Source organism: Streptomyces caelestis (assembly GCF_014205255.1).
Classification (GTDB): domain Bacteria; phylum Actinomycetota; class Actinomycetes; order Streptomycetales; family Streptomycetaceae; genus Streptomyces; species Streptomyces caelestis.
The window spans coordinates 4,697,669-4,724,393 of the sequence record NZ_JACHNE010000001.1; the positions used below are offsets into that span (position 1 = coordinate 4,697,669).

The following is a 26,725-nucleotide window of genomic DNA, read 5'->3' on the forward strand; positions in this document are numbered from 1 at the left end:
GTCCGCCTGGCTGACCTCGATTGTCGGTTGCGACCACAGATCCGATGCTTGGACGTGGCCTCGCGAATGTTGGTGACGTATTCTTCTATGTACATCACCAACATTGTATGGAGGTGCGGCATGTCTGTGACCCAGATCGACATCGATGACGACGCTCTGGAACGCGCCATGGCTCTGTCCAAGGTCAGGACCAAGAAGGAGGCGGTGAATCTGGCTCTGCACTTCTATGCCGAGCAGCAGGAGCGGGCGGCACGCATCAGCCGTCACTTCGAGCGTGCGCGTGAGTGGGGTGCCGTCGATGACGCAGAGCGCCTGCACCGGGCGGAGAAGCACAGCAGGTGATCTACTTGCTCGACACGTCCGGTCTGGTCCGGCTGCTCCGCGAACCGGAACTGCAATCGGCCTGGTACGACGCGATTGACGCCGGGGCCATCGCATCCTGCTACGTGCAACGCGCCGAGTTTCTCCACAGCGCTCGGAACGGACGCGAGTACGACGAGATCTCGGAGATGTTCACTGACCTGTACCCCGACGTGTCGGTGCCGAAGAACGCGGGGCGCTGGATTGGCGCGGTGCAACACCGTATGGCTCAGGCTGGAGAGCATCGCAGCGCCTCCGCCGTGGACCTCGTCATCGCCGCCACCGCGGCCCATCACGGTCTGGCTGTCCTCCATGATGACGCCGACTACCGGGCCGTTGCCCAGCACGCATCCGACCTGACCGAGCACAGCATCCATGACGTGGCTTGAGGCACTTTGACCTGGGAATACGTAGCCTCCCACGCTGTCGGGAGGGGCGGTACGGGGATCTGATCGGTCCGTTGCGGCGCTGCTGTCTGCATCCATGTGCTTCCCGCATTGCCGGAGATGCGTGATTGCGGATGCGTACGTGCGCCGGCCTCCCGCTGTCATTCGACGTCGATTCCGCAGGCGCGGGCGAGGCCGCCGAGGCCGTTCGCTCAGCCCTGGCCGAGGGCGCGCGCAGCATCCATGCGGGTCGGCTGTCCTTGTGGCACGGATCTGGCACGCGGCAACTGAACAACTGAGGACGGCGAGAAGGCCCGGGTCGATGACCCGGGCCTTCGTCATGGAACGGGTGACGAGAATCGCACTCCCACCTCGGGAAGCGACGGCGCCTCCATCGAGACTTGGCTCCTGACCTGCGCGGATGCCGCCTGGGTGGTGTGGCTGCGTGGCCCGGCCGCACCACCATTGACCGTGGTTGTCCGGTCTTACGGGCACGCTCTGGGCACGGCTTCGAGAAAGGGCCGGCAGGCACTGCGCGTGAAACGGTCTCTGGGTTCGGCTCGACCGGTCCGGAGATCCAGCTCGGAGAACCTTCGCGAGCGCACAGGACGTCCGGTGCAGTGCGCGCCTGTCAGGGGAGGGATGTCGCGCATCCTCGGAGCGGCCGGCGCTCGGCCCCGTTTCACTTGCCGGTTTCCGGGCCGTACCACTGCAGTGCTTGGCCGGTGACGGCGGCGATGAGGACTGCTCGCCGCCGGAACGTCCCGCACGGTCGGCCCCTGTGACGGGTCCTCCTGGCGTGGGTCGGGTGGGCGGACCGGGTGATCCCGGCCCGCCCATTGTGGGGAAAGGATTCCCCTGGAGGGTCTTGCGCCGTCAGGAGAGCTTGATCAGGGTGTAGTCGTCGCAGTAGCCGGCCGAGGAGCCCGTGTCCTTGTAGCAGTAGACCGCGGCCGAGGTGTTGGTGCTGCCGGTGGTGAAGAAGATCGGCTGCTGGGCGTAGGCGGTGCTGGAGGTGCGCAGGTAGGTCTCGGTGCCGCCGAAGCTCTTCACACCGACGGCGACCTGCTCACTTCCGTTCGCGACCTTGGCCCAGCCGGCCAGCAGGTAGGTGCTGCCCGCGGTGAGGCCGGTGGCGGACTGCTCGACACCGCTGACGGCGGCGCCGGTCTGCAGGGAGTAGGTTCCGGTGCGGGCGTTGGACGCGACCACGTTGGACTGCGCGCCGCTGCCGCTGCGGGTCCAGGGACTCAGGGAGCCGGTCTCGAAGCCCGCGTTGGTCAGGGCGTTGGCGGGGGCGGAGATCCGTTCCACCGCGAGGTCGTCGCAGTTGCCGGTGCCGGTGCCGCCGGTGTTCTTCCAGCAGTAGACCAGGGCCGAGGTGTTGGTGCTGCCCGTGGTGAACAGCACCGCGGTCTGGGAGTACGACGTCGTGGCCACGTTGGTGAACGTCTCCGTGCCGCCGTAGTTCTTGACGCCGATGGCGAGGGTCTCCCCGGCGTTCGCCACCTTGGCCCAACCGGTCAGCAGGTAGGTGGTGTTCGGGCTGAGGCCGGTGATGCTCTGGTTGGCGCCGCTGCCGCTCGCCTGGGTGGTGAGGGCGAATCCGCCGGTGCGGGCGCCCGAGGAGGTGACGGAGGGGGCGGCGCCGCTGTTGGTCCAGGGGCTCATCGTGCCGGTCTCGAAGCCGGCGTTGGAGACGAGGTTGCCGCCGGTGCCGTTGTAGGCGCCGATGTTGGGCGCTGCCGTCGCGGAGACCGTGTTGCCGAAGGCGTCCTTGCCGCCGTTGCCGCTGATGACCGCTCCGGCCCGGATCACGGGGGAGGAGGGGTGGACCTGGTAGGCGTCGGTGCCGGTGAACGTGGAGGAGGTGTTCGTGTTGCCCGGGTTGCGGAACTCGGGGTCGGTGACGACCTTCGCCGAGTCGGCCGGCTCGGACGACGGGTGGGTGCCGTAGAAGAGGTTGTTGGAGTAGACGGATCCGGCGCTGGTGGTGAAGTAGCCACCGGTGCCGTAGTTGAACACCGCGTTGTTGCGGAAGGACAGGGTCCCGGTGATGCTGGTGCCCCGGCGCGAGTACAGGATCGGCGTGTTCAGCCCGCTCTTGTTGACGTAGATGCTGTTGTTGTAGATCTGCGGGACGGCGACCGGACTGCCGCTCTTGTTGGGGACGTTGCCGACGAGGTGGAAGACGCCCGTGCCGTGGGTCGGGGTGCCCGCGGCGGGGCAGCCGGCGTTGGTGCCGTCGTTCTCGCTGATGTTGTAGCGGATCACGGTGCCGTCACTGGGGACGGTCGAGGTGGGCTCGTTGGCGATCGAGAAGGGCGGCATGATCAGCATGAAGCCGCCGATGTTCTGGTGGCTGTAGTTGTACTGGAACGTGGTGTTGTGGTTGCCCCAGTCGACGTCGAAGCCGGTGCCGTCGGCGCCGTCGACGTGGCAGTACACCTCGTTGTTCTGGACCACGGTGTCGTTGCTGCCGGACATCCAGATGCCCGCCGAGGCCCTGTTGCAGTACTGCCCGGAGGGCGGGCAGTCCTCCTTCGCGCCGCCGTAGCCGGCCTTGTTGTTCTCGATGAGGGCGCCGTCGTTCTTGACGACCAGGATGTCGTCGGCGCCGCTGTAGGTGATCGTGTTGCCGCGGATGACCGTGCCCGTGGTCTGGCCGGTGCCCTGACCGTCCCCGTCCGGGGTGACAGCGACGGCGATGCGGTCGACGTGGTCGAAGGTGTTGTTCTCGACCACCACGTCGTCCCAGGTGGAGACGGGGGTGGTGTGGTCGGTCTGGACGCCGACGCCCGCGTTGGTGGCGTACCAGCCGCCCGAGTAGCCGCTGATGTGGTGGATGTTCATGTCGTGCACCCGGATGTGGCGCAGGACGCCGCCCGAGCTGTTCTCGGCGAGGACGCCGGAGCGGTACGCGGGCGAGGACGCCGCGTTGGTGAGCTCCAGGCCGCCGATCTCCCAGTACTGCTGGTTGAGCAGGTGGATGACCGGGCCCGTGGCGCCGTTCGCGTTGATGACCGGCTTGGCGCCGGTGCCGTAGGAGCCCATGGTGACGGGGCTGCCGGAGGCGCCCGAGCCTTGCGGGGTGAGCTGGCCGGTGCAGGTGGTGCCGGCGGCGAAGAGGATGCTGTCTCCCGCGCCGAAGGTGGTGTTGTTGACGCTGGTGACGGTGTTCCAGGGGCTGGACTGGGTGCCGTTGCCGTTGGTCGCGGCCGAGCAGTCGACGTAGTGGGCACTGCCCGCCGCCATGGCGGCGGGGGCCGGGAGGAGGAGAGCGCCCGCCAGCGTGGCGAGCAGGGTGAGGACGCGGGAGGCCCTGAGGCCCGGACGGTCCGATCTGCGACGCTTCATTGCGACGCTCCTTGCTGGGTGAATGTGTTCTCCGCGCCGCGGGATGCGACGTGGGGCTTCCTGCACCGGGCGGGTCGGCCGAAGCGGGCACGTCCGGAATCTGTGGCTGGGGCGGGGGGCCTCAGCACGGCGGGATGGAGGGCGGGAGCGGCGTTTCGAGGACGGAGGCGTGGCGCATGCCCGGCGGCAGCGCCAGGGAGACGGGCTCCCAGTCCACGCCGTCCTTGCTGCGAGCCGCCCCGTATCGCCCTTCGAGGTAGTGGTCGAAGATCATGACCAGCTCGCCCCCGCGCCGGAAGATCGACGGCCCCTCCACCACCGAGGGGGTGACCGGTCCGGTGCCGGCGGCGTACGGACCGCCGGGGGTCTCGAAGGCGGTCAGGTGGATGTCCTTGTGCGCGGTGGCGAGGTCGTTGGTGCCTCGCTCGTCCTTGAAGGCCATGAGGAACCCGCCGTCGTCCAGCTGCCGCACGGTGGCGTCGATGACCGAGTGACCGGGGTCGAAGAAGACGTCGGGGGCCGAGAACGTGCTGAAGTCCTCGGTAGTGCAGTGCCAGATGCGGTGGTCCTGGCCGACATGTTCGTAGTCGCGGCCCTCGGGCGTGCTCCCGGACTCGACGACCGACGACCAGATGAGGTGGTACAGCCCGGTCCCGCGGTCCAGGAAGAACTCCGGGGCCCAGGCGTTGTGAGCTCCGTCCACCTCGGTCATGACCGGGAGGAGTTCCTGGTCCGACCAGGTGAGCAGGTCGGCCGAGGTGGCGTGGATGATGCAGGGGCTCGTCCAGCCGTCGGTGGCCAGCAGATGGAACAGGCCGTCGGGGCCCACCCCGATGAACGGATCCCGCAGTCTGCCGGTGCCGACCGTGCCCCGTAGGACGGGTCGGCCGCCGTTCACGACCGAGAATTCCTCACCATCGTGGCTGTAGGCGAGGTGGAGCGCCTCGTCGGTGTCGGTGAAGTATGAGACCACGTACATCGGTGGATGGTCCTTCCGGGATGTTCGGGACGGCGGGGATGCCGGCTGTCGGGGCATCGGGGTGCCCTGGACGGTGGCGGTGTTCGTGTTCAGGCCTCGGCGGCCGGGCCGGGCTCTACGACTTGACGGCGCCGGCCGACATCCCGGCGACCACGTGCCGCTGCAGGAATACGAAGATCAGCAGCAGCGGGAGCACGCCGAGCAGGGCGGCCGGGAACAGGGTCGTCGGCTGCACGGTGTGCGGGTCGATGAAGGAGTAGGCGTTCACCATGACGGTGCGTTTGTCGGGGTCCTGCAGGAAGACCAGCGGAACCAGCAGGTCGTTCCAGACCTGGAGGGCGACGAAGGTCAGCAGCGTGCTGGTGATCGGGCGCAGCAGCGGCAGGATGATGGTGAAGAAGGTACGGAGGGCTCCGCAGCCGTCCAGGGCGGCGGCCTCCTCCAGGTCCACGGGGATCGAGCGGACGAAGCTGGTGTAGAAGAACACGGCGACCGGCAGGTTGATGGCCGTGTAGATGATGACCACGCCCGCGTAGCTGTCGAGCAGGTTCAGGTCCCGCATCAGCAGGTACAGCGGCGCCACCACCACGAAGATCGGTACCGAGGTGCCCAGGATGAACAGCCGGTACACCCAGGTCGACCAGTTCTGGGTGATGCGGGCCAGCGGGTAGCTGGCCAGGGAGCCGATGACGGTGATGCTGAGACACGACAGACCCGTGATGAGCAGTGTGTTCAGCGCGCTGCGCCCGTAGTGGATCTGTCCGAAGGCCTCGGTGAAGTTGTGCAGGGTCAGAGAGTGCGGGAAGCCCAGCGGGGACCTGGCCACGTCCGCCGCGGTGCGCAGCGAGGTCACGACGGTGAAGAGGAACGGCAGGACGAAGGTCAGCGTGCCGAGGCACAACAGCACCGTGCCGAGGGTGCCGGAGGTCCGGCGCCAGAGGGTGGAGATCATGGTTGCCGTCCGTCAGATTCGTCGCTCGCGGAGCCGGAGCAGGGAGGAGGTGGCGCTGGACAGGACGACCACGGTCACCAGGAGCAGGACCGAGACCGCGATGCCGAAGGCGAACTTCCCGCCGCCGAAGACGTTCCGGTAGACGAGCATGGTCAGTGTGTCCGTGGCACCGGCCGGGCCGCCGTTGGTGAGGACGAGGGGGAACTCGAAGACCTTGAGCGAGCCGATGAGGCTGAGCGTGACGTTCACGGTCAGCGCGGGGGCCAGCATCGGCCACTCCACGCTGCGGAACCGCTGCCAGCCGCTCGCGCCGTCCACCGCGGCCGCGTCGAGCAGGTCGGTGGGCACGCTCATGTAGCCGGCGAGGAAGATGGCGCAGGAGTAGCCCGCGAACATCCAGACGTTGACGGCGGCGACCGCGTACAGGGCGGTGGAGGTGTCCCCGAGCCAGACGTGTTGCAGCGAGTCGAGCCCCAACACGCCGAGCAGCGCGTTGATGCCGCCCTCCGGGGCGAACAGGTACGACCAGATGAAGGCCGCCATCACCGGGGAGACGAGTGTGGGGGTCAGCAGCACCACGCTGAGCGTCTTGCGCACCTTGGGACGGCGGAAGAGCAGGCTCGCGAAGAGCAGCCCGAGGCCGTTCTGCGCGACCACGACGACCGCCGCGTACAGCACGGTGTGCCACAGGGCCGCGGTGACCTTCGGGTCGTCGGCCATGGCACGGTACTGCTCCGTGCCGACGAAGTTGGCGATCGGTCCGCCGAGGCTGTCGGTCATGCTCAGATAGACGCCGCGGGCCAGCGGATACAGCATGAACGCGCCGTATATGACGATCGCCGGAAGCAGGAAGGCGGCCATGGTGGCACGCCGTCGGTGGAACACGGGGGTCCTCCTCTTGCCCGGACGGGCCGCGGTGGGGGCGGTCGGGAGCCGCCGATCGCGCCCACCACGGCTGACCAGGGGTGGCCGGTTACTTGGCGGACGCCGCGGTCTGGATGTCCTTGAGGGTCCGCGCGGCGGACGCCTTGCCCAGCAGGTAGGCCTGGATCCTGGAGCCGGTCTCGGTCTCGGCGGCCGCGGCGTACCAGGAGTTGGACGGGAGGATCCGGTAGCGGCCCTCCTTGAAGGCCGTGGTGAAGGCCGTCGTCTCGGTAGCTTCCGGCGTGGTGCCGTCCGTGAACGGAGACTCCGCGTTCTCGGCCTCCAGGTACTTGGCGAGGTTCTCGTTCTGCGACCAGAACTTGACGTACTCGCGTGCCGCGTCACCCTGCTGCGACTGAGAGTTGACGCCCCACATCGTGCCGGAGAAGAGCATTCCGTTCGGCTTGGTGCCCTCGGCGCCGCCCGGCCAGGGAGCGAAGGAGACCGGGAACCCGGCCTTCTTGATGTTGGAGACCTGCCATGCGCCCTGGTACCAGAAGGCACTCTTGCCGGCGCTGAAGTCCTGCGGGCCCTGCGACCACTCGTCGGTGCCGATCTCGTTCTTCCAGTTGACGTACCCCTTGTCCTCCAGGGTCTTCAACTGTTCCAGCGACGTCTTCCAGTCGGGATTGAACGACGCCTTGCCGTCGAGGAAGTCGGCGTCCCACTGCTTGTTCTTCTGGTAGACGGTGGTCGAACCGCTCGCCTGGAAGACGGAACTGCCGGTCCAGCCGCTCTTGTCGGGCAGCGCGATGGGGTCGATGCCGGCCTTCTTGACCTTGGCGAGGTCCGCGAGGAACGTCGGCCAGTCGGCGGGGACTTCGGTGATGCCCGCCTTCTTCAGCAGGTCCATGTTGGCGTACAGGCCGATGCCGATCAGCTCCATCGGCATCGCGAGGGTCTTGCCGTCGGCCTGCGCGAAGGGCTTGGCGTCCGGGGCTATTCTGCTCGCCCACGACTCCCCGGACAGGTCGGCGAGGTAGCCGGAGGCGCCCCACTTCTTCATCTTGTCCGTGTCGACCATGATCACGTCGCCGGCCTTGCCGCCGAGCAGCTCCGGCTGGAGCTTTTGGACGTAGGTGTCGTTCGCGGTGATGTACTCGAAGTCGATCTTGATGTTCGGGTGGGCTTTCTCGAACGCCTTGTTGATCTCGGCGACGTTGGCGGGCTCCGCGCCGCCGCCCTTCCACGCCTGGACGTGGATGGTCACCTTGCCGTCCTTGGAGGCACCGGCCGACCCGCCTCCGCACGCGGCCAGCGACATCGCCATGGCGGCAACCGTGGTGGCGACCGCAAGACGTCTCCCAGAGCGCTTCATTGCACACCTCACCCATCGTCGGTACGGACCGACTTGTCATCTCTGAAGGGGTTTGAACGGGCTGGTCGGTTTCCGTGTCGGGGAAGTGATGACACATGTGGAAAGGGACCGGTCGACCCGATTTTGCGGCGATCGTTCATGCCGATTGCGGGGACTGTAACGCAAAACTTAACCGACATCTATACGTAACTTTCCGTGGCCGATTGGCTCGGTTGGCGTGGTCGTGATCCCTGGGGCGGCAGGCTAAATGCCCAGTTAAGGCAGGTATTATCAGGCTTGAGCCAAGCATCAACGGGCGCTTTCGTTGACGCGCCTGCTGCCTTATCGTTACAGTTACCTGCGTGTGTTCATGGGTGAGGGGAGCGGGATCGCCCCCTTCTGGCTCCACTTAGCGGGCTTCGCGCCGCGGGGCGTGGCACCGAAGGGGTGGCGTCTCGCCGGGGGATTCGACGAGCGGACCCAGTTCGACCGAAGTCGGCAGACAGAAGGAGTTCGGGTGGGAGGGCGGGCGACCATCGCGCAGGTGGCCGAGGAGGCCGGCGTCTCCGCGATGACCGTGTCCAATGTCATCAATGGCAAGCCGGGGGCCTCCGAGGAGACCCGACGCCGTGTCATGGAGGTGGCCGGGCGGCTCGGCTACCGGCCGAACGTCTCGGCCCGCAACCTCAAGGCCGGCCGTAGTGGGCTCATCGGCCTCATAGCGCTGGACCTGACCAGTCAGTACGGACTGGAGATCCTGCGTGGCGTCGCCGACGAACTGGCCAGTGCCGAGCAGGAACTGCTCGTCAACGCCACCTACCACGACGCGGTGCGGGAAAAGGACCGGATCGAGTTCCTGGCACGTGGCCTCGTCGACGGCGTGCTCATGATCGCGCCGGTCCTGGAGGACGAGGCGGTCGAACTGCTGCGTCGGCAGAAACTGCCCTGCGTCATCATCGACCCTCGGCGCCTGGATGTACCGCTGCCCCGGCTGAGCGTCGACAACTACCACGGCATGCGCCAGGGCACGCAGCACCTCATCGACCTGGGCCACACCCGGATCGCCTACCTCCGCGGTGAGGAGGACCTGGAAAGCACGTCCATCCGCTTCCAGGGCTTCGAGGACGCGATGCGGCTCGCCGGACTGGAGGTCGACGAGCGGCTGGTCGCCTCGTGCGACTTCTCCTACGCCTGCGGCTTCCGCACCACTGCTCGTCTGATCGACGATCACAGTCCGACGGCGATCGTCGCCGGTGCCGACCTGATGGCCCTCGGCGCCATCGACGCTGCCCGGGCGCGCGGCCTCAACGTGCCCACCGACTTCTCCGTCGTCGGCTTCGACGACCTCCCGCAGGCGGCGCAGAGCTTCCCCGGCCTGACCACCGTGCGCCAGCCGCTGCACGACATGGGCCAGAAGGCGGCCCGCGCGCTGCTGTCCGTCATCGAGGGGCAGCGGCTGCTCATGGAGCACATGGAGGTGGGCACGAAGCTCGTGGTACGCAACTCGACCGCCCCGCCGCCCCGCGACGGCGCGGCGTGACCCGCGCGATGCCGCGCCGGCTCTTCCGGCGCGCCACGGGGCGCTGGACCTACGTGGCGGGCCGAGCCGGGATGCGGGGGCAGACTCAGGAGAAGCACGCGCTGATTCCGGGCACTCCGACGGCGACCGACAACAGGAAGTCGCCGCCAGGGTCGACGTGACCGCACGCGAAGGCGCGCCGGAAAGCGGCGGCTCTGCCGGATGAGGCACCGGTGAACCAGACGATCAGTGTTCTGGCGCGAATCTGGCACGCGACAACTGATCACCAAGCAAAGCAAAAAGGCCCGGGTCTCTGACCTGGGCCTTCATCATGGAGCGGGTGACGAGAATCGAACTCGCGCTCTCAGCTTGGGAAGCGACGGCGCTCGACTCGTCCCTATGTCTATGACCTGCGCAGATGGCATTTGCTCGGGCGGTCGTGCGGGTCGGAACGTGCCGCTGTTGACCGTGGTTGTCCGCTCTTACGGGCACGCTATGGGTACGGGGCGCGAAGACTGGTGGGCAGAGTGCGTTCTCGGACGGGCACGGTGTCGGGCCGAACTCGGTCGGACGTCCAGTCGGGGAACGCTTTCGCGCGTGCACAGAGACTGCTGCCGCGTGGTTGTCAGTGGCCGCCCTAGTGTGCCCGCGTGACGACATTTCGATCCGGCTTCACGCTCTGGCAACTGGTCCAGACGGCACGGGAACTGACTGAGGACGCGCGCGTCCGGGAGCGCGTCGACGCGGTGCTGCACATCATGGGCGGCCTCGGTGGGACGTACGGCAAGGGCAGGCCGCTGGTGAACGCCTTGGAGGACGTGGCCCAAGAGGCCATCCTCCAGGGCGACTTCGCATTCGCCCAGCGCTTTCAGCGCTTCGCCGCCTATGCCGGAGGCGAACTGTTCCTTGACATCCTTGAGAACTACTACGACGACGAAGCCCGACAGCGCAGCGAGAAACACATGCGCAGGATGGCCGCACTGGGTGCGGACAGGGCGGTCGCCGCCCTTGACGTCCTGTGCCGCGACAAGCCCGGCGCAAGCGCCGCCGACGCCCGTGACCTCTTTCGCGGCATAGCCCAGTCCGTCGACTACCTGGGCCTCGGGGACGGCGAGGGCGGGATCCGGCTCTCCACCAAGGAGGCGAGGCGACTCCAGGAATACGGACACATGGAGATGGTCCTCCGCAACCTGCCCCGGCCCGCCTCCGCCGAGGCCGCCCGGATGATGAGCGACGTCCTGGCCGATGTCGACGCCGGCATGCTGGCCCAGTTGCTCGAACTGCGGGCCAGGCAGGTCGGCCTGGCGGCCCTGCGTACCGCGGTGGAGGACCCGGACAGCTCCGAGAGTGCCCTCCATGGCTGTCTGAAGAACCAGGAATGGATCTTCGGCGGGGCCTACGTGGCCGAGCTGGCCCGCCGGCAGTACACCCCGGACGCCATCCTCGACATCCCGCTCCTGCGCGGCGACGGCTCCCTGCACGTGGTGGAGCTCAAGCGCGCCAACATCAAGGACCTGGTCATACGACGCTCCGGCCACCTCATGTTGGGTGCCCCGGCGCACCGCGCGGTCTCCCAGGCGCAGAACTACCTCCGGGCCATGGACGAGAACCGCCCGAGCATCCTGGCCGAGCACGGAGTCGACACCCGCCGGGCGTCGGCGACGGTCGTGATCGGACACCCGCGGTACGTGACCGGGGACGTCACCTCCCATGAGATCGCGGAGACGCTGCGGACCTACAACACACACCAGGCGCGCATAGAAGTGATCACATACGAGACCCTGCTGGATTCAGCCTCCCGCATGCTGGCTCTGTCATCGGCACGGCAGGACGCAGACCCCGACCCGGACGAGGAGTCCGCCGCATGACCGACACACCACCCGCGATCGAACCGCTCCTGGCCCGCTTGTGCGGCGGTGAGATCACCGACAAGGACTACGTCGGATACTTCATGAACCAGTACGGAGAGGAACTCGTGTTCGCCCAGCGTCGGGGCGAGAAGACCGCTCGGCTCTGGCACAGCGACGCGGACTGGAAGATGTTCCTCGTCGGTGACCACTCGATTCGGCTCGACGGCCCGCTGGACGGGATGATCACCGTTGCGGACCTGATCATCAACCGCGAGGAGGCGACATGGCTGTCCTCCTGCCTCGCCGCTTCCCGCCATCTACGGCAGGGACGGACCTGATCACGCACCGTGCTGAGGCTTCAACGGACGGGCCTGGCTCAGGGGGGCGGCCAGGCCCCTGCACATGAGCCCTGCTCTGCCCATGATGTCCTCCGCCCCGCCGTCCGTGACTTGGTCGCCCGCGGCCAGGGTGGTCGTCGTCTGCAGGTACGGCACCGCCGGTAACGTCGGTAAGCTTGGTCACGCTGCGCAAACGGCTGGGGACGTCAGCGTCGTAGCTGCAGTCGCCATGAGGCCGACGATCGAAGCAGGTAGGAGGACGCTCGGGTACTCCCTGGCGACCTTCCGCTCTGATGCAGGCTCCTTCGCGGTCAAGCGCCGGCCCCCGCAAGAGATTTGCATCCACCCACGACGAGGTGCGGTGTGGGGCGGGTTTCCGGTGTTGTCCGGGAACGGCGGGCTGAGGGCTCGGACCGTGCGAACCTCTCGCTCAGCTACGTCAAAGAGCAGGTCAGCGCCATGCTGCGATGCGGGGGGCTTGCCGCCTCAAGGAACTCGTGTCCTCCGCGTGCCCAATCGTCGACGGCGGGCGGCCCGCGAAACGCAGCGACGGCTCATCAATAAGCAAGCCCCAGGGCCACTGACCTGGGGCTTCAAGAAGAGCGGGTGACGAGAATCGAACTCGCGCTCTCAGCCTGGGAAGCGACGGCGCTTGAATGGGCCTTTCGGTTCTGACCTGCGCGGATGATTGCCCGCTGGGGTGGTTGTGCCGGTCGGATCGCACCGCACCGCTGTCGACCGTTGTTGTCCGCTCTTACGGGCACGCTGTGGGCACAACTTCAGACACCGGCCGACAGTGCCCTGGCACGATGGGCTTTGAGCCTGGCTCGGCTGATGGGGATGTCCGGCTCGGGGCGCCTTTGCGCGAGCACACGCCTGCCAATTGGCGTGCTCCGGCTATGGGATCGACGCTCGTGCTTCCTCGGAACAGCAAACGCGACCCGGCTCATTTCCAGGCGTTCGGGCCGCACCACTGGAGCGCCTGGCCTGTGACCGCGGCGATGGACTCGAAGTCCCGGTCCGGGTGCAGAAGAGTCAGCCTCTGCAGCTCGGCTGTGGCGGCCACCACGAGGTCGGCGGCTCCAGCACTGCGGTGCTGTCCGCGCTGTGTGAGGATCTCCTGGACCTGCCAGGCGTGGTCGTCGACAGCACCCATCCGAAGAGCAGGCGCATGTCGTCGATGCAGCTCGCGCAGGGGGGTGTCGACCGCTTCCTTCTTGGTGCTGGTGCTGGTGCTGGTGCTGGTGCCGAGGGCCTTGGCCACGTCAGCGACCAGATGATCGTCAAGGTCGATCACCTTATCCATGCGCTCCGGGTTCTCGGTTGCGATATGGAGGCCCTGGCTGAGCCGGTTGACCAGCCCAGACTGACGCAGGCTCTCCCCAGCTAGCCCCTTAACAAGCAATGTTTCTCGCCTTCTGGCGATTGGGTGGCTGAAGGGAGCACTGGAAGGAGAAAATGGCTGTTGAACGCCTGGAATGCCGCTGAGGATCGGCCCTGCGGTCAGCGTGCCCCGTCCGCCTGCCGATCTGCGCACCGCCGGTGCGCTGTTTGACGCTCCTGCTGTGGCCTCTCTACCGTTCCCTCATCGCGAACAACTAGGACGGTGTACGGGGGGTTTCATGGACGGTACGGGTCTCAGCGACGATCGCTTGCTGTCGAGGGCCGAACTGGCTGAACTGGCGGGGGTGATGCGTCCGGCGGTCACCAATTGGCAGCGGAGGTACGAGGATTATCCGGAGCCGATCAGGACGGGGGAAGCAGAACTCTTCAGTCTACGGGCGGTCCTCGGCTGGCTTGACTCCCGTCAGATCCCGTCGCGTGCGCGTGCGTCTGATGAACCGCCTGGATTCACCTATGCCGACCGTATGCGGCGGAACCTCGTTGCATCGGACCATGCCCGCCAGAGAGCAGCCGCGCTGAGGGGCGAGGCAGGTGGCAGCGGCCCGTTGAGCGACGAAGAACAGCGTTCGCGGCAACTTGCGCAACTGCTGGGACCGATGGCAGACGCCGTGCGCGGCGGCGGGTCGATGACGGACTACCTGGCCTTGCTCCTCTCCCTGGTCTTTCTGCAGGTGAGCGGAAGCCCCCGCTCAGCGTCGCTCCCGCGTACGGTGCGGGCTCGATCCAGGGCTGACACGGCGGCGTTGTTGCAGGAGATCGGGGAGGCAGCCGACGAGGCACTGCGCCTGCGCGGTGTGCCGCCGGGCATGCGGTCAGCCATCGTCAAGTTGGAGCCTCGGGAGTACGGGGACGTCGTCGAGGTGATCCGCCTGACCGACGGCTTGGGGATCGACGAGTTCCGACAACTGGTGGATCAATTCGGCTCCCGAGCCGGGCTTCCCAGCGGAGAGTTCTTCACTCCACGTGCCGTCGTGCGGCTGATGCGGGATGCTGCCATAGGTGACGAGGACTCCACGCAACGCGTCTACGACCCGTATGTGCGCGCAGGCGAGATGCTTGACGCAGCCGCTGAACGTCTCAGTGGCGTTGCGCCTCTGACTCTGCGTGGTGAGAGCCCGCAGCGCGGCACACTTCGCCTCGCTGGAATGAACCTCGCGCTGCACGGAGTCCCGGTCGAACTGGAGGCCGGCACCACGGCCCCATGGAACGAACGTATCTGGCCGAAGAGCCACCAGGCCGACCTGATTCTGACCAATCCGCCGTTCAACGCTCGCGGGGCCGTGCCGAAGCCGCGCGAGGGCATCGACTGGCCGTACGGACCGCCTCCCCCCGGTAGTCCTGCGTTCGCTTGGCTCCAGCATGTCCTGGTGTCTCTCAAGGACGAGGGCCGTGCAGTCGTGGTGATGCCGGCCAGCGCGGGCGCCTCCGCAGACGTCCGGGAGCGGGAGATTCGAGGCGGGATGGTGGAGGACGGGGCTGTCGAATGCATTGTCGCGCTGCCGCCTCAGCTCTTCTCGGGGGCTCAGGTGTCCGTTTGCTTGTGGTTCCTGCGGCGTTCCGCGGCGGTGTGCGAGGAGATCCTCTTCGTGGACGCCCGGGACCTGGGTGACAAGGCGGCTCGCGGACCCCGAGTCCTGTCCGACGAACATGTTCGGGCCGTCACGAAAACCGTCCAGGCGTGGCGGCGAGGTAGCGGCTTCCGTCTCGGTCGGCAGAGCGCGGGCCAGCTTGCGGTCGCCGCTCCGCTGGAGGCGGTGCGGGCTGCCGGTTACTCGCTCAGCCCCGCCGACTATGTGGACAGATGGATGTCTACGGCGTCACCGACTGATGCGGCAACTGAGGCAGCAGCCACCAAGCGGGCGCTCGATGCGGCGAGGCGTCGGACGAATGCTGTGGACAGCGCGGTCGACGCGCTCTCGTACGGCCCATTGCCGTCAACCGTCGCGCTCTCGTACGACGGGCTACCTCGTGACTGGCGCCGGGTTCCGCTGGGAGACCTGGTCGACATCATGGCGGGCCCGTCCTACTCACGCCTGCCGGCCGAGGTGCGCTCCGCGGCAGGTGATCTACCTGTCGTGATGCCCAAGCACCTGCGTGAGGGACGTATCGACGATCGCGACATGGAGAGAGTAACTGTGGATGTCGCCCGCGCACTGGCAAGGTTCCGTCTCAGCCCCGGAGACATCCTGTGCGTGCGTTCCGGCGCCCAGATGCCTCCTGCCTTGGTCGAGAAGGGGCAAGACGGCTGGCTGTTCAGCACCAATCTGCTACGGCTGCGAGCCCTGGAATCGGGTGGGAAGCCACTTGTCCTCCCCGGCTACCTGCTTGCCTACTTGTCTCTGCCGGAGACAGTGCACTGGCTCAAGGAGTACGCCCGCGGCACCGCCGTTCCTTCTCTCAGCGCCGCCACGCTGGCACTTCTGCCCGTACCGCTGCCGCCACTTGCCCATCAGCGGCGAATCAGCGCCGCGCTGGATGCCGTAGACGTACAGATCACCGTGCATCGCGAACTCATTCAGGCCGCGACGCATCACCGCAGCACACTCGCCGCCCATCTGCTGACCGGCGTCCTGGTCCCGGAATGACAGGCTCCTCTGCTTTCAGTCCCTTCGAGAAGGAAGACTTCTGTGAACGCTCCGTCGTCCGAGCCGCGATCCGGAACGCGGTACCTGTGGCTACTCGTGGCAACGTTGTTCTCGCTTGTAGTGGCTCTTGTCGCTGGGATCCTGAAGGCGAGCACCGGGGCCGGATTCGCCGAGGCAGTCCTTTACGGCGGCACTGCTTTTGCCACGTCGATGGGCCTCTGCTTGCTTGTCCTGTCCGCAGTCGGCCAACTCTGAACGCCTGACGTGCCCCGCGCTACACCCTGCCCCGTCTGCCTTCGTAACATCAGGTACGTGGGCCGCGCATCAGCCGTCAAACATAATGGGCGCAGGGTGCGAGTTCATCGGCCGGTCCCGACCGCGACGGCGCTAGGCGGGCTGCAAGGCTCTGACCAGCGCAGATGTCTTGGTGGGGCGACGGAGTCTTGGAGGGATTCCGCGTTCAGATGTTTCGAACCCAGGACGGCTGTGGTCGCGCATGCGTATCTGCGCCGACCTTCCGCTGTCATTGGACGTCGACTCCGTAGGCGCGGGCGAGGCCGTCGAGGCCGTCGGCCCATCCCTGGCCGAGGGACCGTAGCTCCCACGCGGTCGGCTCGACTGATCCTCGTCAACGGGACATGGGAAGGTGTACCGGATACATCAATCCGGTACATGGACTACTCTTGGTACATGTCCATGAAGCGCACGAACGTCTACGCGGACCCCGAGGACCTGGCGATCATCAAGGAGGCCGCCAAGCGCCGGGGTATAAGCGAGGCTGAGATCATCCGCCAGGGCATCCACCTTGCAGCCATGGCGAACCGGGTCTGGGACGAGCCGCTGTTCTCACGCACCTTCGAGGGGCCGGGGCGCACGCTGCCCAAGTCGGAGGTCCGCGACACGGTCGCCGATGCCGTCCGGCGTGAGACCGGCGCGGGTTCCGGATCCGCCGCGTGATCATTGTCATCGCCGATACGTCCGGCCTTCTGGCAGCGCTGGACTCGGCGCATCCGGAACATGGGGCGGCGAACGAGGCGATCATGGCGGCGGGCCTGCTGGTCATGTCTCCGCTCCTGCTGGCCGAACTGGATCATGTGGCGACGCGTGAGCTCGGCAGGGAGGCTGCCCTCGGCGCGGTCGACGACCTGCGGCGCTGGATGAGCCGGGGCCGTGTCGTCCTGCCGGAGATCACGGAGGACCACCTGGGCGCAGCCCAGTCCGTCCGTGTCCGTTACCGCGCGCTGGACCTCGACCTCGCCGACGCGGTGAACGTGGCGCTTGCCGCCGACTACGACACGGACGCGATTCTCACCCTGGACCGACGAGACTTCCGGGCTGTACGCCCGCTGGGCCGTTACAAGGCGTTCCGTGTACTCCCCGACGATCTCCCGCTCTGACGCAGGACCCAAAGCGGTCAAGTGGCTGCTTCCACAAGGGGTTTGGGCACCGCCCACGACGAAGACATGCAGGACGGGTGTCCGCCATCGCCCAGGAACAGCGGGCTGGGGGCTCGCCTCCGGGAAAGTGCAGGTCAGCGCTACGCTGCGACGTGATGGGGGCGCCCTCTCAAGGCGCGCGTGCCCTCTGCGTGCCCCATCTCGGGGTGCAGGAGTACTCGCAAAACGCAGCAAAGGCTTCCCAATGAAACAGCCCCAGGCCGCTGACCTGGGGCTTCAAAAAGAGCGGGTGACGAGAATCGAACTCGCGCTCTCAGCTTGGGAAGCTGATGTTCTACCATTAAACTACACCCGCGTAAGACGCCGACCGGAGTCGGTGTCCGAATGCTCGCCCACTCTACCTCATGCCAGGCCTCCGGTGTTCAAGCCGCGAGGCCTGAGGGCGTTTCAGGGGGTGGGATCAGGCTGCGGGTGACCGGAGTTGGGGCGTACGGTGGAGGCGTGGGAGAGGGTCCGGGCGGGACCGGGGTGCCGCCTGGAGGGCCGTCCCTTTGATCCCGTACTGTGGCTTTTGTCGTCAGGCAGGCAGCAGCCGGACGCGGCTCTTGGGGAAGGGACTCTTGGACTTGATGGAGCGCACCGTCGTCCGTTGTGCGGATGGGCACGTGTTCACGACCGCTTCGTTCCCGATGCAGCAGGCCGAGCGGCTCGGCCCTGGCCGGCTGCTTCGGTGTCCGCGATGTGCGCGGCTCCGGAGCGTCGTGCCCGTGAGCTACGAGAAGCGGTAGCGGCAGGGCCGCCAGAAGCACGCAGGCAGGCGCGCGGAGTCGTCCGATTGTGGTCGCTCCGCGCGCCTTGCGTATCCTCGGGGCGTGCTTCTCTCAGACAAGGACATCCGGGCCGAGATCGACGCCGGACGAGTACGGATCGATCCGTATGACGACGCAATGGTGCAGCCGTCGAGCATCGACGTGCGGCTGGACCGCTACTTCCGGGTGTTCGAGAACCACCGCTACCCCCACATCGACCCCGCCATCGAGCAGGCCGATCTGACCCGGCTCGTCGAGCCGGAGGGGGACGAACCGTTCATCCTGCACCCCGGGGAGTTCGTCCTCGCCAGTACCTACGAGGTCATCTCGCTGCCCGACGATCTCGCCTCCCGCCTGGAGGGGAAGAGTTCGCTGGGGCGGCTCGGGCTGGTCACCCATTCCACCGCCGGGTTCATCGATCCCGGGTTCAGCGGGCACGTGACCCTGGAGCTGTCCAACCTCGCCACCCTGCCCATCAAGCTGTGGCCGGGGATGAAGATCGGGCAGCTGTGCATGTTCCGGCTCAGCTCGCCCGCCGACTTCCCGTACGGGAGCGAGCGGTACGGGTCGCGGTACCAGGGGCAGCGGGGGCCGACCGCCTCCCGGTCCTTCCTCAACTTCCATCGGACCCAGGTGTGAGCGGCCAGAGCGTGAGTGACGTCCGGGAGAACCTGACCTACGAGCAGTTCGGCGTCGCCGTGCGCGAGCTCGCGCAGACCATCGCCGACGACGGGTACGAGCCCGACATAGTGCTCAGCATCGCCCGCGGCGGTGTCTTCGTGGCCGGCGGGCTCGCCTACGCCCTCGACTGCAAGAACATCCACCTCGTGAACGTGGAGTTCTATACGGGTGTGGGGACCACCCTGGACATGCCCGTCATGCTCGCTCCCGTCCCCAATGTGATCGACTTCTCCGAGAAGAAGGTGCTGATCACCGACGACGTCGCCGACACCGGCAAGACGCTCAAGCTGGTCCGCGACTTCTGCCTCGACACCGTCGCCGAGGTGCGCAGCGCTGTCATCTACGAGAAGTCCCAGTCGCTCGTGAAGTGCGAGTACGTGTGGAAGCGGACCGACGACTGGATCAACTTCCCGTGGTCCGTGGAGCCGCCCGTGGTGCGCCGGGCCGACCAGGTGCTCGACGCCTGACCTCAAGAGGCTTCAAGAGACACGAGAGACACGAGAGACACCGAGAAAGGGGCTCCCCCTCCGGGGAGCCCCTTTCTCACGCCGTGCAGCGTCTCAGACCGTGCCCAGCTTCACGATCGACAGCAGCGCGATCAGCTGGATCGCCGACGCGCCCAGCGCCTTCGGCCAGGGCAGGTCGTGGGAGCGGCTGACCATGAGGGTCAGCAGCGCGCCGCCCGCGATCCAGGTGGCCCAGCCCAGCAGCTGCACGAACGTCGCGTCGCCGCCGGCGAACATCGCGAAGACCAGGCGGGGTGCGTCCGTGATGGACATGATCAGCATGGACAGGCCGACCGTGGGCTGCCAGGCGCCGTCGCCGCCGAGCTGGCGGGCCAGGGTGTGGGTGACCACGCCCAGGACGAACGCGCTGATCACCATCGCGACCGCCGTCGTCAGGACGATGGGGACGGCGTTCGAGAGTGTGGCGTTTATCGCGTCGTTGCGGGCGCCGTCGAAGCCGAAGACGGCGAGCAGGCCGTAGAGGAACGTGACGATGAGGGCCGGGCCCCACATCGAGTAGTCCCGCATCTGGAGGAACGTCTGCCTGGGGGCGAGGACGATGCCCCTGAGCAGGGCCTTCCAGTGCAGGCGCGGGCCGACCGGGCCGGGCGGCGGGGCGGCCGAGCCGGCGCGGTAGGTGTCGCCCTGGATGTAGGGGTCATCGCCGACGGCGAAGGCCTGGGTGTGGCCGGGGTTGTTCGCCGCGTACGGGTCGGGCGGGCCCTGGGGGCCGGGCGGGTACGCGCCGTCGCCGAAGTACTCCGGCTCGCCCTGGTCGCCGTAGCCGCCGCCGGGCCGCGCGGCGTTCGGCTGCGGCCAGGTGGGGCCGCCGCCGTTGCCGTACGGCGGCTGCTGCGGGTACGGCTGAGGCGGCGCCGGCGGGTAGCCGTACGACGGTCCCTGCGGCGTCTGCTGCCCGTACGGAGGGTTTTGCGGTCGCGTCTGAGGAGCGCCGTTGTTCCGGCCGCGTCCGATCCTGAATCCAGCCACGTCTTCGAACGTACCTGGTCCCGCGCGGTGGCGTGCCGGGCCCGGGCTTCCGGGCCCGGCTTTGCGGCCGAGCTGTGACATCCCTTAGGGGTAAGGGCCTTTGGGCGTCCGTGGGTTCTGAGGGTTCGGCCGTACGGGCATCGCCGCGGCCCTCACCGGGGCGTCAGCTCAGCATGTCCTGGCCCAGCCTCAGGTAGCCGGTCGTCGACCTGCCCAGCGAGCCGGGGCCGAAGCTGATCGTGTTCTTCGTCGTCACGCCCGGGGCCGAGCCGCGCAGGCTGTAGACGGCGCCGGAGGGGTGGTTCTCGCCGTCGGAGCCCACGGACAGGTCCGCCTTGCCGTCGCCGTCGAGGTCGGACAGGTGTACGGACGCGCCGAAGCGGTCGGCGGTCTCGGCGGTGCCGGGGACACCGGCGTGTTCTGGGTGACGGAGCGGGGTCCTTGCGGGTGAGGAGAGTCGGGTGGGGTGGGGTGGCGCGCTGCCGGATCTCGTCGCGCCGGTCTGGGCAGGTGGCCCGGGCGGGATCGGGCGGCCCGGACCACCTGGCCGGTTGGGCCCGGCCCGGCCCGGGCGGCCCGCCCGGGCCGGTTTCCGGCAGGTCAGTCGGGAAGCGCCCCGCCGAGCTCCGGCAGGACGATCGCTCCGGTCTTCGTCGGTACCGTGCCCGTGCCCCGCATCAGCAGCGCGCCGTTCGCCGCGCCCACGGCCAGGTCCGCCTTGCCGTCGGCGGTCAGGTCGCGCAGGCGGACGGTGTAGCCGAAGGCGGCGTGGGAGTCGGCCGGGCCCAGGACCGTCTGGGCGATCCAGGAGGAGCGGGCGCCGCTGAGGCCGCCGGAGCCGCCGCGGAAGACGTGGACGCCGCCCTGGTCCTGGAAGCCCTCGACGTCCTCGTGCGGCACGCCGACCGCGAGGTCCGCGTAGCCGTCGCCGTTGGTGTCGGCGGCCGAGATGGCTTGGCCGAAGTCGTCGCCGGCCTCCGGGCTGCCGGAGACGCCCGAGGTGGCCTGGGTGAACGTGGTCGAGGTGCCCGGGCCCGACGCCGTGCCGCGCCAGATCGTGACCGCGCCCTTGCCGTTGTCCTTGTCGGGCACGCCGAGGGCGATGTCGCCGTAGCCGTTCTTGTCGAAGTCGCCGACGACCGGGCTCGGGTAGAGGCCCTCCTGCCGGTCGCTGAGGGTCCTGGACGCGCCCGAGGCGAGGCCGGTGGACGTGCCCCTCAGGAACCAGGCGCGCTCGCGGATGCCGCTGCCGGTGCTCTCCGTGCCGATCACCACCAGGTCGGTCCTGCCGTCCCCGTCGACCTTTCCGGCCCCGAGACCGGAGGAGTACCAGCCCCCGGACTCCTTGTCGATCTTGCTGACCTTCCCGGTCGTGCCCGACTTGGTGAACGGGCCGCGGTACAGCCACGCCTCCTCGCCGCCGATCACGGCCAGGTCGGGCGAGCCGTCGCCGGTGAAGTCGCCGGTCGCGAGATCACGGCCGAAGTGGCCGGCCGCGCCGCCGACGGGCGTGAGGTTGGTGCCGCCGGACAGGCCGGACTTCGAGCCCCAGACGACGGTGACCGTGCCGCGGTAGTCGTCGCTGCCCACGTGCTCGAAGGGGTTGGCGACGACGAGGTCCGCGTAGCCGTCCTTGTTGAGGTCGGCGCTCGCGAGGGACGCGCCGAACTGGTCGTCCTCCTCCCCGGCTCCGGGGATGCCGGCGCTGTCCTGGTGGAGGAACTTCGGATGGGCGGTGTCGAGGCCGGTGGCGGTGCCGTACACGACGGTCACGGTGCCGCCCTCGCGGTCGACGTCGTTGTAGCCGCCGTAGGCGAGGTCCCGGCGGCCGTCGCCGTTGAAGTCGTCGTAGTGCCCCGCCACCGCCGCGGAGGCGGGGCCGGTGAGGAACACGGGGGTGACGCCGGTCGCCAGCAGGGCGGCGACCAGGGCGGTCGTGGCGGATCTGCGCATGATGTCTCCCTGGTCCGTCAGCCGGTGAGGCCGGCGCCGAACGCGCCGAAGGAGCGGGTCTGGCCGAGGCTGCCCGGGCCGAAGGCGCGGGCGCCGTCGGTCACGGGGCCGGTGGCCGAGCCGCGCAGGGCCGTGATCGAGCCGATGCCCTCGTCCTCGAAGCCGGCGGTGACGGTGAACTCGGCGCGGCCGTCCTTGGTGACGTCGGCCAGCAGGACGTCCGAGCCGAAGTAGTCCATGGCCTCGGCGGTGCCCGGGACACCGGCGGTGGCCTGGGTGAGGGTGCGGGCGCCGGTGCGCGAGACGCCCGAGGCCGAGCCGTTCATCAGGACCGTGGAACCGGAGTCCTCGAGAGTGCCGACGTCCTCGAAGATGACGCCGATGGCGAGGTCGCCGTAGCCGTCGCCGTTGGCGTCGCCGATGGAGACCGAGCTGCCGAAGCCGTCGTTCGCCTCGTCGACGCCGGGGACGCCGGTGGAGGCCTGGGTCAGCTCGGCCATGGGGGCGTCGCCGTTGACCGGGCCGCCCTCGGAGCCGCGGATGACGACGACCCGGCCGCCGAGGGAGCCGCTGTGGTCGTCGTCCTTCGTGAAGACGTTGCCGAGGGCGATCTCGTCGTAGCCGTCGCCGTCGATGTCGCCGAGCGCGAGGGAGGTGCCGCCGTTCAGGGGGCGGGGGAGCGAGGTGTCCGGGCCGGTCGGGGAGCCGAGGTAGGCGACGCCCTTGGACCAGCTGCCCGACTCGGCCGAGTCGAGGCGGACACGGTAGGTGAGGACCAGGTCCGACCGGCTGTCGCCGTTGGTGTCGCCCGCCTCCATGGCGTCGACGCTGTACACGGTCTCGGGCGTGGCGATCTTCTTCACGGCGCCGCTGGTGCCGGTGGTGGTGAAGGGGCCGCGCACGACGTAGACGTGGGACGAGTCGGTGCCGACGGCCAGGTCCGCCTTGCCGTCGCCGTCGAAGTCGCCCGCGGTCAGCAGCCGGCCCCAGTGGTCGTGCCCGGAGACCGCCGGGTCCTTGACCGAGGTGCCGTTCTTCAGGCCGCTCGCCGAGCCCCACAGCACGGTGACGGAGCCGCCGTCGCCGTCCGTGCCGACATCCTCGCCGGAGGAGCCGACGGCGAGGTCGGTGTAGCCGTCGCCGTTGAGGTCGGCCACGGCGAGGGCGTCACCGAAGGTGTCCTCGGCCTCGGCGGCACCGGGCACCCCGGCGGTGTTCTGGCTGACCACGGTCCGCTTGGCCGGGTCGAGGCCGGTGGCACCGCCGTAGACCACGGCGACGTAGCCGGCCATGCCCTTGCCGTCGACCTTGGCGTACGGGGCGGCGAAGGCGACGTCGCCGTAGCCGTCGCCGTTGAAGTCGGCCTTCGGGCCGGTGGTGGGCGCGGCGGTGGCCGCCGTCGCGGGCAGGGCGGTGAGCAGGCCGGTGGTGAGGGCCGTGGCCAGGAGGAGGGTGCGCTTGCGCATCTGTGGAGTCCCAGGTGTTGTCGTGATCAGGAGTTGAGTGCGGTGCCGTAGCCCGGCGTGCCGGCCGTGGAGACGCCGGTCGTGCCCGGGCCGAAGCTGACGGAGCCGGTGGCCGTCGGGCCGGTGGCGGTGGAGCGCAGGGACCAGACGGCGCCGTCGCCGGCGTTCTCGCCCGGCGCGGAGACGGACAGGTCGGCGCGGCGGTCGCCGGTGTGGTCGGTGAGGGTCACGCGGGCGCCGAAACGGTCGCCCTTCTCCGAACTCCCGGGTACACCCGCGGTGTTCTGGGTGTACGACGTCGCGCCCTTGGTGGTCAGGCCGGACGCCGAGCCGAACAGCACGGTGACGGCACCGGCGGCGGCGTTCTCACCGGCGGCGCCGATCGCCAGGTCGGCGAACCCGTCGCCGTTGACGTCGCCGAGCGAGACGCCGCTGCCGAAGCGGTCGCCCTGCTCGGAGGCGCCGGGCACACCGGGGGTGTCCTGGGTGAGGACGAGCGGGGCGCGGTTCGCGTCGAGGCCGCCGTCGGGTCCGCCGTGGACGACGGTGACCTTGCCGCCGAGGGCGCCCTCCGGGTCGGCGGACGTCTCCCGGTCGTTGCCCACGGCGATGTCGTCGTGGCCGTCGCCGTCGATGTCCCCGATGGCCGAGACGAGCCCGGCGGGTAGTCGCTCCAGCCAGTCGATGTAGTTGCCGATCTTCAGGTCGGCCAGGGCGGTGGTCGCGGCGCCGGTGTTCACGGCACGGCCGTGCAGGACCACCCGGGGGCGGCCGTCGCCGGTGACGTCGCCGGAGGAGAGGTGCGTGACGCCGTTCGAGGAGGACCACCAGTCGTTGGTGGAGCCCGAACCGCCGTTGGCCGTGCTCGTCCTGGTGATCGGGCCCTCCACGAGGGAGAGGGTGACCGGGCCGGTGGAGCCGACCGCGACGTCCACGTCCCCGTCGCCGTCGAAGTCGCCCGCGGCCAGCGTCTGGCCGTACCGGTCGTAGTCGGTGCTGAAGAAGCTGAACAGTGAACGGGCACCGGACAGGCCGGACTTGGAGCCCCAGACGATGGTGACCGTGCCGTCGTTGTTGTCGCTTCCGTCCTCGCCGGGCGTGCCGATCAGCAGGTCGGCGTACCCGTCGGTGTTGAGGTCGGCGGAGGCGAGCGCGGAGCCGAAGGCGTCGTCGGCCTCGGCGGCACCGGGCAGTCCGGCCGTGTTCTGGGTCAGGAGCGTGCGCGTGGAGCTCTTCGGACCGCTGGCGCTGCCGTAGACCACCGACACGGCACCTGCCCTCGCCTGCCCGGCGACGGTGGCGCCCGGCGCGCCGATCGCGAGGTCGGTGCGGCCGTCGCCGTTGAAGTCGTAGGGGGCGGCGGGGGTCGCGGCGTGCGCGGCCGGGGCGGAGAGGGTGAGGGCGAGCGGGGTCAGGGCCGCCGCGAGGACGGCGGCGGTGATACGGGTGCGCATGGGTGTACGTGCCTCACAGAGGAGTTGGCGGTCCGTCACTGGGCGACGGGCCGTCACAGGGCGGCGGGGCGTCACAGGGCGGCGGGGCATGGGCGGCGGGGCGTCACTGGGCGACGACGGAACCGAGGCTGCCGTCCTTGAGGGAGACGGCGGTGGTGGTGATGCCCTGAGCTCCGCTCGTGGTCAGGCCGGAGGCGGAGCCGCGCAGGGTCCACAGGCCGCCCGTGGAGTTCTCGCCGTCGACGCCGATCACCAGGTCCGCCTTGCCGTCCTTGGTCACGTCGGTCAGGCCGACCGCGGAACCGAAACGGTCCCAGGACTCGGCGGAGCCCGGCACACCGGCGGTGTCCTGGGTGTACGACTTCACTCCGCTGCCGGTCTTCAGGCCGGAGGCGGAGCCGAACAGCACGGTCACCGAGCCCGCGTCCTTCGCCGAGCCGACGTCCTCGCCCGCGGCGGAGACGACGACGTCGGCGTACCCGTCGCCGTTGATGTCGCCGGTGGTCACCGCCGAGCCGAAACCGTCGTCGGCCTCGCCCGCGCCGGGCACGCCCGGGGTGTCCTGGTGGACGACGGTCGGCTGCTGCGCCGGGTCGGGGCCGTTCGGGCCGCCGTACCAGACGGTGATCTGCCCGCCCTTGTGGCCGCCGGGCTTGAGGTCGTACGGGTCCGTGTAGTCGCCGAGGACGAGGTCGCCGTAGCCGTCGCGGTTGATGTCGCCGATCGAACCGGGGTAGCCGTCGGCGCCCGGCAGCTCGGCCATCTTGTACGTCGTGCCGGTCCAGCGGAAGTAGTTGATCTGGCCGCCGGTGTCGCCGTCCACGTTGAACGGGTAGACGCGCTCGGCCGCGCCGTCGCCGGTCATGTCACCCGCGATCACCTCGTACGTCGTGCCGAGCTCACCGACGACGGAGTGGCTCGACGGGCCGCCGGTGCGGGTGAAGGGGCCCCGGTAGATGCGGGTGTGGGTCTGGCCGGTGAGCGTGACGTCCGTGTCGCCGTCACCGTCGAAGTCGCCGGTCGCGATGCCCCGGGAGAAGCCGCCGTACTCGGACAGCGAGGTCGGCTGCGGCAGACCCTTGCCGCTGGTCAGGCCCGACGTGCTGCCCCACAGGATCGTGCCGGAGCCGATGCCGTCCCGGTCGCCGATGCTCTCACCGGTGGCGCCGACGACGAGGTCGGAGTAGCCGTCCCTGTCCAGGTCGCCGGTGGCCAGGGCGGCGCCGAACACGTCGCCCGACTCGGCGGTGCCGGGCACACCCGGGGAGTTCTGGGTGATGACGGCCTTGCGGGCGGCCGACACACCGGACGCCGAGCCGTACAGCACGACGACCGCGCCGGCGCAGGACGCCGAGCCGACGTTGGAGCAGGGGGCGCCGGCCGCGACGTCCCGGTACCCGTCGCCGTTGAAGTCCCCGGCGAGACCCGAGGGCGCGGCGGCGGCCGGGGTGATGGTGAGCAGGCCGGTGGTGAGCGTGGCGGCCAGGAGAAGGGTGCGCTTGCGCAAGAGGGGGCTCC

The 26,725-nt window shown here is 68.8% G+C and carries 21 protein-coding genes, 1 tRNA gene and 2 pseudogenes; 10 read left to right on the top strand and 14 right to left on the bottom strand.

Going from position 1 to position 26,725, the window contains the following annotated elements; translation table 11 throughout:
* Positions 1-120: 120 nt before the first annotated feature.
* Together HDA41_RS21450 and HDA41_RS21455 are read left to right on the top strand one after the other, a co-directional pair.
* The gene (locus HDA41_RS21450) at positions 121-342 is read left to right on the top strand and encodes a type II toxin-antitoxin system VapB family antitoxin (RefSeq protein WP_184986222.1); all 222 of its coding nucleotides are present in this window, start codon (positions 121-123) and stop codon (positions 340-342) included.
* Positions 339-749, top strand: coding sequence for a PIN domain-containing protein (locus tag HDA41_RS21455; RefSeq protein WP_184986224.1), 411 nt, complete (start codon positions 339-341; stop codon positions 747-749). Before HDA41_RS21450 ends, HDA41_RS21455 begins: the two co-directional genes overlap by 4 nt.
* Positions 750-1,622: 873 nt before the next feature.
* Here the strand turns inward: HDA41_RS21455 and HDA41_RS21460 are convergent.
* The 5 genes from HDA41_RS21460 to HDA41_RS21480 form a co-directional block, all read right to left on the bottom strand.
* Positions 1,623-4,103 (bottom strand): carbohydrate binding domain-containing protein, encoded by a 2,481-nt coding sequence (locus tag HDA41_RS21460; RefSeq protein WP_184986226.1) that lies wholly within the window; start codon positions 4,101-4,103, stop codon positions 1,623-1,625.
* 121 nt (positions 4,104-4,224) lie between these two features.
* Positions 4,225-5,082, bottom strand: a complete 858-nt coding sequence (locus HDA41_RS21465) for a glycoside hydrolase family 43 protein (protein ID WP_184986228.1) — start codon at positions 5,080-5,082, stop codon at positions 4,225-4,227.
* 115 nt (positions 5,083-5,197) lie between these two features.
* Positions 5,198-6,034, bottom strand: coding sequence for a carbohydrate ABC transporter permease (locus HDA41_RS21470; RefSeq protein ID WP_230299466.1), 837 nt, complete (start codon positions 6,032-6,034; stop codon positions 5,198-5,200).
* A 12-nt stretch (positions 6,035-6,046) separates the two neighbouring features.
* Positions 6,047-6,919 carry a carbohydrate ABC transporter permease gene (locus tag HDA41_RS21475; RefSeq protein ID WP_184986230.1) on the bottom strand — a complete coding sequence of 291 codons (873 nt, stop codon included), beginning with the start codon at positions 6,917-6,919 and terminating at the stop codon, positions 6,047-6,049.
* A gap of 88 nt (positions 6,920-7,007) precedes the next feature.
* Positions 7,008-8,228: an ABC transporter substrate-binding protein gene (locus HDA41_RS21480; protein ID WP_230299465.1), complete on the bottom strand. Its 1,221-nt coding sequence runs from the start codon at positions 8,226-8,228 to the stop codon at positions 7,008-7,010.
* Positions 8,229-8,772: 544 nt separating this feature from the next.
* Here HDA41_RS21480 and HDA41_RS21485 point away from each other — a divergent pair.
* The 3 genes from HDA41_RS21485 (at position 8,773) to HDA41_RS21495 (ending at position 11,962) form a co-directional block, all read left to right on the top strand.
* Positions 8,773-9,795 carry a LacI family DNA-binding transcriptional regulator gene (locus HDA41_RS21485; protein ID WP_184986234.1) on the top strand — a complete coding sequence of 341 codons (1,023 nt, stop codon included), beginning with the start codon at positions 8,773-8,775 and terminating at the stop codon, positions 9,793-9,795.
* Between the two features lie 629 nt (positions 9,796-10,424).
* Positions 10,425-11,642 (top strand): Shedu anti-phage system protein SduA domain-containing protein, encoded by a 1,218-nt coding sequence (locus HDA41_RS21490; protein ID WP_184986236.1) that lies wholly within the window; start codon positions 10,425-10,427, stop codon positions 11,640-11,642.
* Positions 11,639-11,962: a hypothetical protein gene (locus HDA41_RS21495; protein WP_184986238.1), complete on the top strand. Its 324-nt coding sequence runs from the start codon at positions 11,639-11,641 to the stop codon at positions 11,960-11,962. The genes HDA41_RS21490 and HDA41_RS21495 overlap by 4 nt, the downstream gene beginning before the upstream one ends.
* Before the next feature lie 946 nt (positions 11,963-12,908).
* Here HDA41_RS21495 and HDA41_RS21500 read toward each other — a convergent pair.
* Positions 12,909-13,147, bottom strand: a pseudogene (locus HDA41_RS21500) (PIN domain-containing protein); the annotation flags it as partial.
* A 437-nt stretch (positions 13,148-13,584) separates the two neighbouring features.
* On the opposite strand from HDA41_RS21500, the gene HDA41_RS21505 reads away from it, so the two are divergent.
* The 3 genes from HDA41_RS21505 (at position 13,585) to HDA41_RS21515 (ending at position 17,348) form a co-directional block, all read left to right on the top strand.
* On the top strand, positions 13,585-15,951 hold the full coding sequence (locus HDA41_RS21505) for an N-6 DNA methylase (RefSeq protein ID WP_184986240.1): 2,367 nt from the start codon (positions 13,585-13,587) through the stop codon (positions 15,949-15,951).
* Positions 15,952-16,641: 690 nt separating this feature from the next.
* Positions 16,642-16,908 carry a ribbon-helix-helix domain-containing protein gene (locus tag HDA41_RS21510; RefSeq protein WP_184986242.1) on the top strand — a complete coding sequence of 89 codons (267 nt, stop codon included), beginning with the start codon at positions 16,642-16,644 and terminating at the stop codon, positions 16,906-16,908.
* Positions 16,905-17,348: a PIN domain-containing protein gene (locus tag HDA41_RS21515; RefSeq protein ID WP_184986244.1), complete on the top strand. Its 444-nt coding sequence runs from the start codon at positions 16,905-16,907 to the stop codon at positions 17,346-17,348. The genes HDA41_RS21510 and HDA41_RS21515 overlap by 4 nt, the downstream gene beginning before the upstream one ends.
* 284 nt (positions 17,349-17,632) lie before the next feature.
* On the opposite strand, the gene HDA41_RS21520 is transcribed toward HDA41_RS21515, so the two are convergent.
* Positions 17,633-17,703: transfer RNA gene (locus HDA41_RS21520), tRNA-Gly, on the bottom strand.
* A gap of 517 nt (positions 17,704-18,220) precedes the next feature.
* Here HDA41_RS21520 and dcd point away from each other — a divergent pair.
* A complete protein-coding gene (dcd, locus tag HDA41_RS21525) occupies positions 18,221-18,796 on the top strand; it encodes a dCTP deaminase (protein WP_059413972.1) in 576 nt (191 codons plus the stop codon).
* 11 nt (positions 18,797-18,807) lie between these two features.
* Positions 18,808-19,305: a phosphoribosyltransferase gene (locus HDA41_RS21530; RefSeq protein WP_184986246.1), complete on the top strand. Its 498-nt coding sequence runs from the start codon at positions 18,808-18,810 to the stop codon at positions 19,303-19,305.
* A 93-nt stretch (positions 19,306-19,398) separates the two neighbouring features.
* Here HDA41_RS21530 and HDA41_RS21535 read toward each other — a convergent pair whose 3' ends face one another.
* From HDA41_RS21535 to HDA41_RS21560, 7 genes and pseudogenes are all read right to left on the bottom strand, one after another.
* Positions 19,399-20,415 (bottom strand): Yip1 family protein, encoded by a 1,017-nt coding sequence (locus HDA41_RS21535; RefSeq protein WP_184986248.1) that lies wholly within the window; start codon positions 20,413-20,415, stop codon positions 19,399-19,401.
* Between the two features lie 82 nt (positions 20,416-20,497).
* Positions 20,498-20,656 carry a hypothetical protein gene (locus HDA41_RS42740; protein ID WP_230299498.1) on the bottom strand — a complete coding sequence of 53 codons (159 nt, stop codon included), beginning with the start codon at positions 20,654-20,656 and terminating at the stop codon, positions 20,498-20,500.
* Between the two features lie 3 nt (positions 20,657-20,659).
* A pseudogene (locus HDA41_RS42745) lies at positions 20,660-20,938 on the bottom strand (FG-GAP repeat protein); the annotation flags it as partial.
* Positions 20,935-22,287: an FG-GAP and VCBS repeat-containing protein gene (locus tag HDA41_RS21545; RefSeq protein ID WP_184986250.1), complete on the bottom strand. Its 1,353-nt coding sequence runs from the start codon at positions 22,285-22,287 to the stop codon at positions 20,935-20,937. The gene HDA41_RS21545 and the pseudogene HDA41_RS42745, both read right to left, overlap by 4 nt.
* A gap of 17 nt (positions 22,288-22,304) precedes the next feature.
* On the bottom strand, positions 22,305-23,753 hold the full coding sequence (locus HDA41_RS21550) for an FG-GAP repeat domain-containing protein (protein ID WP_184986252.1): 1,449 nt from the start codon (positions 23,751-23,753) through the stop codon (positions 22,305-22,307).
* Positions 23,754-23,779: 26 nt separating this feature from the next.
* Positions 23,780-25,207, bottom strand: a complete 1,428-nt coding sequence (locus HDA41_RS42305) for an FG-GAP-like repeat-containing protein (RefSeq protein WP_184986254.1) — start codon at positions 25,205-25,207, stop codon at positions 23,780-23,782.
* A gap of 103 nt (positions 25,208-25,310) precedes the next feature.
* A complete protein-coding gene (locus HDA41_RS21560) occupies positions 25,311-26,714 on the bottom strand; it encodes an FG-GAP-like repeat-containing protein (protein ID WP_184986256.1) in 1,404 nt (467 codons plus the stop codon).
* Positions 26,715-26,725 lie beyond the last annotated feature (11 nt).